This is a genomic window from Bradyrhizobium sp. 14AA (assembly GCF_054185205.1).
Genome location: NZ_JAVAYM010000036.1, coordinates 49,770 through 58,452, shown reverse-complemented (window position 1 = coordinate 58,452; position 8,683 = coordinate 49,770). Strand labels below are relative to the sequence as shown.

The 8,683-nt window shown below is 60.0% G+C and carries 5 protein-coding genes and 2 pseudogenes; 4 read left to right on the top strand and 3 right to left on the bottom strand.

All coding sequences use genetic code 11. The features are described 5' to 3' along the window. Window positions 1-298 (top strand): annotated as a pseudogene (locus tag RAD15_RS39570) (VWA domain-containing protein); the annotation flags it as partial. A gap of 51 nt (window positions 299-349) precedes the next feature. Here RAD15_RS39570 and fabF read toward each other — a convergent pair. Then, window positions 350-1,608, bottom strand: a pseudogene (gene fabF, locus RAD15_RS39565) (beta-ketoacyl-ACP synthase II). Between the two features lie 413 nt (window positions 1,609-2,021). Further along, window positions 2,022-4,091 carry a 3-hydroxyacyl-CoA dehydrogenase NAD-binding domain-containing protein gene (locus RAD15_RS39560; RefSeq protein ID WP_458184119.1) on the bottom strand — a complete coding sequence of 690 codons (2,070 nt, stop codon included), beginning with the start codon at window positions 4,089-4,091 and terminating at the stop codon, window positions 2,022-2,024. Window positions 4,092-4,383: 292 nt separating this feature from the next. On the opposite strand from RAD15_RS39560, the gene RAD15_RS39555 reads away from it, so the two are divergent. After that, window positions 4,384-5,637, top strand: coding sequence for a hypothetical protein (locus tag RAD15_RS39555; RefSeq protein ID WP_458184118.1), 1,254 nt, complete (start codon window positions 4,384-4,386; stop codon window positions 5,635-5,637). Between the two features lie 208 nt (window positions 5,638-5,845). Here RAD15_RS39555 and RAD15_RS39550 read toward each other — a convergent pair whose 3' ends face one another. Next, window positions 5,846-7,174, bottom strand: a complete 1,329-nt coding sequence (locus tag RAD15_RS39550) for an SCP2 sterol-binding domain-containing protein (protein ID WP_458184117.1) — start codon at window positions 7,172-7,174, stop codon at window positions 5,846-5,848. A gap of 145 nt (window positions 7,175-7,319) precedes the next feature. Between RAD15_RS39550 and RAD15_RS39545 the strand changes: the two genes are divergently transcribed. Next, on the top strand, window positions 7,320-7,880 hold the full coding sequence (locus RAD15_RS39545) for a MarR family winged helix-turn-helix transcriptional regulator (protein ID WP_458184116.1): 561 nt from the start codon (window positions 7,320-7,322) through the stop codon (window positions 7,878-7,880). A gap of 344 nt (window positions 7,881-8,224) precedes the next feature. Continuing rightward, window positions 8,225-8,683, top strand: a complete 459-nt coding sequence (locus RAD15_RS39540) for a (2Fe-2S)-binding protein (protein ID WP_271591158.1) — start codon at window positions 8,225-8,227, stop codon at window positions 8,681-8,683.

Sequence of the window (8,683 nt, the reverse complement as noted above, 5' to 3'; positions counted from 1 at the left end):
CGTGCTGCACAAATACCCGCACGACTACAAGGTCGTGTTCGTCGGCGACGCCTCGATGTCGCCTTACGAGATCATGGTGCCCGGCGGCTCGGTCGAGCACGTCAACGAGGAGCCCGGCTCGGTCTGGTTCGACCGCATCATCCGCACCTATCCGCATTCGGTGTGGCTCAACCCCGTGCAGCAGAAGCACTGGGATTATTCGGAATCCACCACCATCATCAAACGCATCTTCGCGGACCGCATGTTTCCGATCACCATCGACGGCCTAGAGGGGGCGATGAGGGAATTGACGCATTAGAGCGGAGTTGGCCGGCTAGAGCCAAGTAAAGAGAAGTGCGCGCACGTCACGCTACCAGCGCTTGAAGATGACGCGGCGTTCACGCCGCCAAATCCGAAACCATTCGAGATCACGTGATCCATCGCCATGTTGCGAGCCTTTGGTCCAACGAGATCGACGCCTTCCGCTGCTTCGTCGGGATTTTCCAGATTGAGAGTGGGAGGGGCTATCTGGTCCCGGACCGCGAGGATCGCGAAGATGGCCTCGGCGCCCCCTGCAGCGCCCAGCAAATGACCGGTCGCCGACTTTGTCGCGCTCACTGCGATGCCGCCGTGGGCTCCGAAAACGGATTTGATGGCGGCCAGCTCGGAGTTGTCGCCGACCGGAGTCGAGGTCGAGTGAGCATTGAGATGCTGCACGTTGCGCGGATCAAGGTTGGCCTGCCGCAAGGCCGCTTCCATGGCGCGCCGGGCGCCTGAGCCGTCCTCAGGTCCCGAGGTGATATGATGCGCGTCGGCGGAAGTTCCATAGCCGATGAGTTCGGCGATCGGCAGGGCCCCGCGTGCTCGAGCGTGCTCGAGCTCTTCGATCACCAGAATTCCGGCTCCTTCGCCCATGACGAAGCCATCGCGGTCCCGATCGAACGGACGAGACGCCTGCGAGGGCCTATCGTTGAAGTGGGTGGAGATTGCGCGGGCCGCTGCGAACCCTCCAAGGCTGACCAGATCGATGCAAGCTTCTGCACCCCCGCAGACCGCCACGTCGGCCTCGTCAGCGCGGATCAATCGAGCCGCGTCGCCGATTGCCTGTACGCTGGCAGCGCACGCCGTAACGGGGGCGCCGATCGGCCCTTTGAAGCCGTACTGTATCGAAACGTGTCCGGCGGCGAGATTTGCCAGAAAGGATGGCACGGTGAATGGTGATAGGCGGCGGACGCCACGTTGGTCGGTAGTCCGTACCGCTTCGACGATAGCAGGAAATCCGCCAATTCCAGAAGCGATGATCGTCGCTGTGCGCTCCCGTGAGTGCTCGTCCGCAGGGGTCCAGCCAGCCTGCTTGACTGCCTCCGCAGCTGCCACCAACGCGAACTGAATGAACCGATCCATTTTCCGCTGTTCTTTGGGCGGGATGGTCAGATCGGGATCGAAGCCACCATCGACGTCATCGGATCTAGCCGGCACGAGTCCGGCAACTCTCCCCGGCAACGAGGAAGCCCACTCGGGCAGGATGGTCAGCCCGGACTTGCCGGCAAGCAGCCTGGACCACGCCACCTCCGTCCCGCAGCCGAGCGGAGAGACCAGTCCCATTCCTGTGACTACTATTCGGCGCATGTAAGGATCCGGCTTTTTGAAGATGCGATTGGTCTATTGCCGGAGTTAGGGGGAGAAATCCCGATCATGCGTCAGCAGTATCGGTTCCTCCTGAACTTCCTCTCCAGCGATGAGGGGGACGATTTCACTCGCGATAAGGAGTCGTGCTCTACCCCTGCAAATAGCTACGCTGGCACAAATTGCCAGAGCAGCTACGAAATAGCAAGTAACTATTGAGGAAAAACGGTCGATCAACGGTTTGCTTCAGCGCCGGGGACGGAAGCTCTCCACCAATCGTTCGGATTTCCAAAGCTTCGAGATGTCGGTTTGCGCCTCTCCTCGCCAAGGTACCTCATCGCCGGTTCGGGAGCCCACTCGCCGCCAGATAGGTCAGCCTCTCGGCGAGCAGGCCGGTTCACTCCGGGGCAGACAGGTCAGGTAAATTTCGCCTTCTGATCGGCCAGCTTCTTCAGCAACGGTGCGGGCTTGAGCGACGGATCGCTTGCTTCCTTCGCGTAGTGCGACAGCTTGTCGGCGATCGTCTTGAGTCCGACGTGGTCGGCGAAATACATGGGACCTCCACGATAGACCGGCCATCCGTACCCATAGAGCCACACCACGTCGATGTCGCTTGCTCGAGCCGCAATGCCTTCTTCAAGGATCCGAGCCCCCTCGTTGATCATCGCATATGTCGTCCGCTCCAGGATTTCGTCGTCGCTGATCGTGCGCCGATTGCGACCCAGACGTTTCAACGTCTGATCGATCAGTGTCTCGACTTCCGGATCGGGAAGGGGAGCGCGCGAGCCGCTTTCATAGCGGAAGAAGCCCTTTCCGGTCTTTTGTCCGAAGCGGCCTGCCTCACATAAGGCGTCCTCGATCTCCGATTTGATGCCACGATCCTGTCGCGACCGCCACCCGATATCCAATCCGGCCAGGTCGCCCATCGCGAACGGGCCCATCGGCATGCCGAATTTGGTCAGGGCGGCGTCGACCTGCTGGGGAAGTGCGCCGTCGAAAAGCAGCTGACTGGCCTGACGTTGCCGCGCCATGAGCATGCGGTTGCCGACGAAGCCGTCGCAGACGCCAACGATCACCGGCACCTTTCCGATCTTCCGCGCCAATGAGACTGCGGTTACCAAAGTGTCGGGAGCGGTGCTCTTGGTTCGGACGATTTCGCACAGCTTCATCACGTTGGCCGGGCTGAAGAAGTGCATGCCGACCACGTCCTGGGGACGCCCGGTTTCTTTGGCGATCTCATTGATGTCCAGGAAGGAGGTATTGGTCGCCAGGATAGCGCCAGATTTCGCGATTTTGTCGAGCTGTCCGAAAACGTCCTTCTTGATCGCCATGGTTTCGAATACGGCCTCTACGATGAGGTCGGCGTGCCCGATGTTTTCGAGGCCGATGGCTCCGCTGATGAGTGTCATGCGCTTCGCAGGCGCATCCGCGGACATACCACCGCGCGCGGCGGTGGCTTCATAGTTTTTGCGGATGACGCTCAATCCGCGATCGAGCTGATCCTTGCCGGTCTCTACCAGAGTGACGGGAATGCCTGCGTTCGCGAACGACATCGCGATGCCGCCCCCCATGGTGCCGGCGCCGATGATCGCCACACGTTCGACCGCACGCGGCTTGGTGCTGGTTTCGACACCGGCGATCTTCGCTGCCTCTCGCTCGGCGAAGAAGGCGTATCGTAGAGCCTTCGATTGATCGCTGCTCATCAGGCGGAGGAACAACTCTCGTTCTTTCTTCAGCCCCTGCTCGAAGGGGAGATCGAGTGCATGGCCGATTGCGTCGGCCGCAACGAACGGCGCCTCCAACCCTCTGACCTTTTTTGTAATCGCAGCCACAGCGCCGGTGAAGATCGAGCGGTCTGACCGGGCCGCGGCGAGCTTGGTGTCATCGTCGCGCAGCCTGCGAAGCGGGCGCCGGTCGGCGAGAATCTTTCGAGCGAAGGCTTCGCCGCCGGATAATGCCTCCTCGACCACCTCCTCGATCAATCCGTTCTGAAACGCTTCGTTGGCGCCGATGGGATCGCCGCCGATGATCATTCTGGCTGCAAGTTCTGGACCCACTGCGCGCGGAAGGCGCTGGGTACCGCCGGCGCCTGGCAATAGACCGAGCTTGACCTCGGGCAGGCCGAGCTTCGAACTCTTATCCGCCACCCGGAAATGACACGCTAGGGCGACCTCGAGCCCCCCACCGAGAGCGGTGCCGTGGATGGCTGCAATGACGGGCTTCGGGCTGCTCTCAATCGCGGTCAGGACCTCATCGAGCGCCGGCTTCTTCGGAGGCTTGCCGAACTCCGTGATGTCGGCTCCGGCAATGAAGGTCCGTCCCGCACAGGTCAATACGATGGCCTGAATGGAGGGGTCGGAAATGGCCTGCTGGACGCACGCCAGAATGCCTCCGCGTACGGCCGCGCTGAGCGCATTGACGGGAGGACTATCGATGGTGACGATGCCTACGGCGTCGTGGGACTTCAGGCTGACGACAGTGCTCATCGATCTCCTCCATAGCTCTCTCTTCGGAAGCTTTCCTGCAGGTTCCATAAAAGAACCTGTTGAGTGATGCAAGGGCACTCCGGCAAGCAGGGACAGTTCGGAGGGAGAATCGACTGTACGTCGTGGATGACCGCTTATTCATTTCTGATTAGGCGGTGCTCTAAATACGCGGCTCGACCGGGTTGCAGGAAGCACTCCTACTTTCCCACCCTAGTTCATCCTCGGAAATCGCTCGGTTCGTCATGCGCGACGATCGGGTTCGCGCTTCCAGGAAAAGCCAAAGAGGTGGAAGTTGGAGCAGCGACCTTTGCCTCCGGATCGAGAGAACCAGGAGGCTAGCGAGAAGTCTCATAACTTCGGTCCGATCGTCACTGCATATGGATCCGACGACCTGATGAGATTGGCCGATACATTGGCGATCGGCCTCGCCATAGAGATGGAGCCAACAACGTGGGAAAGCATCCGGACGGGAGACGAGTCTGCGCGACCAGTGGTCCTGAAGATACCGAACGTCGCGGCCGGGATTGAGATTGACCCGTCCGGGAGGTTGCGTCCGTTTCGTCAGCATGGCGTCCCGGTGGGCGAAGAGATCGACAAGCTGGTGACATCCGCAGGGAGCCGAATGCATGCTCTGAGAGCGAGAAGCAGAGATGTCGCTCTCGATTTGCTCGCCCCAATGACGCTTCATGGCCGCTTTCCGTCTAGAACAGAGTTCCAGTCCGTATTCAGGTGGGCGCCTCTTATCGAAGGGCTCGCATATGCCCTGGCAACTCGTCATCTGGCCGCCCTGGAGGACATGCGTGAGCGGGTGAGGGCTGAAGCCAATACCACGTTCAGTGCTGATGAATGCAATTACTGCGCAATGACGCACACCATGGCTCATTTCGTCCTGATGAGCAGTGACGCTCCTGAATATTCGTTGATTGAAGCGGCCAAATCGTCGGCCTCGAACGGGTGGACACCTAGCTTGGCATTCACGAGAGCGCGTACGGTATGGCTGGCGGCGGCAGGAGCGAAGTCGGCGGCCGCGTTCGGACCGACTGTCTTCGAATGTTATTTACAGGTGCTGGCCACCGCGCCCCACGCGTTCCAGATTTTTGATGCTCTCTTTGGCTTGACTGCTATCGCGCTCAGCCACGATCACACGCGTGAAGAGATCTTGCAGGCTGTTACGCATCACGCGCAGTTGGTCGGCGACCGATCTGTCGACGACATCGATTGCGTGACGCTTGCTTTTCGATCCGCGATCGAAATGTTGAAATGGCGGGCGGGCGAACACTCGCCCGTAGCGGCGCTCGATCGCCTTGGCTGGAGCCGTGATCACGAAGGAGACGGGCTTGCTTCGCCGCCGGCCTTCCGTCTCGATCCAACCGAAACCGCACCAAATGGCATGATGCTCGGCTTCAGCGCCCTTCCGGCGATTTTGAGAGCCTCGCCGGCGCAGCATTATCCAAGGTCGAAAGCCAGAGTTTACCGGCTTAAGCTCCGCGAAACGGAGATGCTCCAGATTACGAGACGAGCCTGGCTCCTTCATCCCACCGAATAGCGCACTGAAAAAACCGGCCGCTTTCGCGGCCGGTTGAGTAGTCCGAGCCCAGATCTCGCTGTCTCTTGGATCGGACCGGGAGGTGCCGGGACAAGACGTCGAGACGACGGCTTAGTCAATTCTCAAACGGAACTAACATTCCAGGCTTGCGGCTGGTAGGCGCCCGAGCCGATGCGGGCATGACGGCTCGGGTTGCGACAATGTTTTGTCATTTCGGGAAGCAGGCACCGAAGGCCTTCAGGAGTTTAAGAGAACCCTTCAATCGAATCTTTCTCTGCGCGAGCGCCAGGACGACCGAGAGCTGACCATTCAAAGTCTTCAGCCAAGCGGCTGAGTCCGCCTGAATGCGCAAGTCCGGGGTACCAATGAGGCCGTCGGTGACGGTCAGCTTCTGATTTTTGATGACCACCGTGGCCTCCTTGGGCTCTTGGCCGGTGAAGACGAAGTGGTAGGTGGCATTCAAGCCCTTAGCCCTATTACGCTGGAAGGTAAGCCCCATTCCGAAGAGAAATGCGCCGATACTCGAGGCCCGGGCACTCGAGCGCACAAACCGAAGCGTCTTGTGCGGGAACATCTTCGCTGCATGACTTGCTGCATCGGAATCCCGAACGACATAGAGCGGCTCGACTTTGTCCTGCAACGGCTTGACGATCGTTTCCACGTGCGCTTTGCGGTCCGACAAGTAGCCGGCCATGATGTCTTCGCCGGCAGGGCAAACCGCGACGCAGTAGGCAGCATTGTAGTTGGGACCGTATGAGAGGCTCTGCCAGCGCTTGACTGTCTCTGCCGGCGGTTGACGTTCACGGTAGTCCTTGGCGGACTTCGCGTCCGCGATGTCCTCGATCCATTGTGCAAAGCCGCCCATGAACTGCTGGTAGTTGTGGTTGAGGCAGGAAGAAAAATCGAAATATCCATCCGGTTTGATCGCGCCGACCGGACAAGCGACGACGCAGAGCCTGCACTCGAAGCAGGGATTGTAGTCGAGCGGCTTTGCCGGAGCTTCTATGTCCAGATCAACGAGCACGGTGCCCAGTAAGATGAAGCTGCCGAATTTGGGATGAATGACGCTGCGATGGATGCCGCGCATTCCGACGCCGGCAGCTTCGGCAATGAGTTTGTGCGAGACGACCCATCCCCGTTCCGGGTATTTGTCGAACTCCATGGGGAATGCCATCGGAGGGTTCATCGCCGAGATTCCCATGTCCTCCAGCCGTCGAACCAGCTCGCGCGCGATATCGTCGACGTCGTGAGAAATCTTGTGGAACTCGTTATTGGATGCCGAGCGTGCGGGTGAACGGATCGGAGCGCGATTCATCCTGCTCACGATGCTCACCGCCAATCGCGCTCCCGCGAATGCCCGTCGCGCGTGAACTGCTTCGTCTTTTACGAGAGGGTCGTCAAGACTGACGATACCGCAATCATCTGCACCGCATTCCATGACCAACGCCTTCAAGGCGTCAAGGCTTAGGGCTGCAGGCGGTGCCGGTGGGTTGAGCCGTATGCGTGCGGCGATCGGGTGGTCTTTAAGTCCCGCCATGCTGGTCTCCTTGATCTGAAGGCTGCATCTGAAGGCTGCGTGCGCTCGCGCGCGGCGCGCCGGACACAATTACGGGCATATAAGACTATCATCCGTCATGCGGGCAGGCAAACTGCCATTTCATTGAGGTTCGTTCGGCGATTTGATGCTAAGGATCCGGAGCACCGATCCAGGCCAGCAAGGAAACCTGAACTTGGCACGACGCTCGATTCCGATGAGTGATTTTCCTCAGAACTGCACTTGCAGCCAGCTCAGGCGGGCGGCGCGACGCGTATCTCGCTACTACGATCTCTGTCTTGCCGGTACCGGGCTCAAGTCGACCCAGTACAGCCTGCTGGGCTTCCTCGCCGCGGAAGGCCCGATGACGATGGCCAGCCTGGCAGACATCATGACAATGGATCGAGCGACGGTCGGCCACAATCTCCGGCCGCTGGAGCGCGATGGCTTCCTCAAGATCAAGGTGAGCGAGGAGGATCGGCGGGTGCGGCAGGTTACAATCACGGACCGCGGGCAGGAGGTGTTGTTTGCGGCGCATCCGGCCTGGCAAAAGGCGAGAGCCGGGTTCGAATCGGCGTTCGGGGCGCGCGAGGCTGGCCATCTCCGCGAGCTCATGACGCGTGTTATCGATGCACCGCTGCCTGAAGGTGGATCGGAACAGAGCCGTGCCACAGCTTCCGGGCGCCCGGGGCGGCGGAAACCTAGGTAGCTCTAATGCGCACGCCCGACGCACGACAGCTCCGAACTCGTCCTGCGTCAGTGTTCGCCGAAAGCACGGTAGCTGCCTCGGGAGGCGGACCGAGCCACGAGCGTGCCTGGCGGGACCCGAGCGTTGTGGTTTCCGAAAATCCTAGGCATCGAAGGGCTCTGCTGAAACGCGCTTCGCGGCAATTCAGCGGTAAAGCAAAGTTATTCGATTCTGAATTGGCCGAAGCCCCTGTAACGACCTAATCGTCAGGAATACGTGCCTGGTTCGGCACATCAGATCCGGCTGGCCGCGGTGCTTGGAGAGGCAGGCAGGTGTCGTTGTTCGCAACTACAGGAGCATTCGCAATGCAGTTGACCGTCAACAGTAAGCGCTACGATCTGGATGTCGAACCGGAAATGCCGCTCCTTTGGGTGCTCCGAGACGAGCTTGGTATCTCAGGACCGAAGTACGGTTGCGGGGCGGGCCTTTGCGGTGCATGCACCGTTCATATCGACGGTACCGCGGTTCGCTCCTGCTCGATCAACGCTGGCGAGGTCCGCGGCAGCATCACGACAATCGAGGGCCTGGGAACTCCCGCGAATCTGCACGTCGTTCAGCAGGCCTGGATCGAGCACCAGGTTGCGCAGTGCGGTTATTGTCAGTCCGGTCAAATGATGACTGCAGCGGCCTTGCTATCTAAAACCCCCGATCCCTCGGACTCCGAAATCGCCGAGGCCATGGACGGAAATCTTTGTCGATGCGGGACTTACACGCGCATCCACAGCGCCGTCAAAACTGCAGCCCAGATGATGAAGGGGAAATAG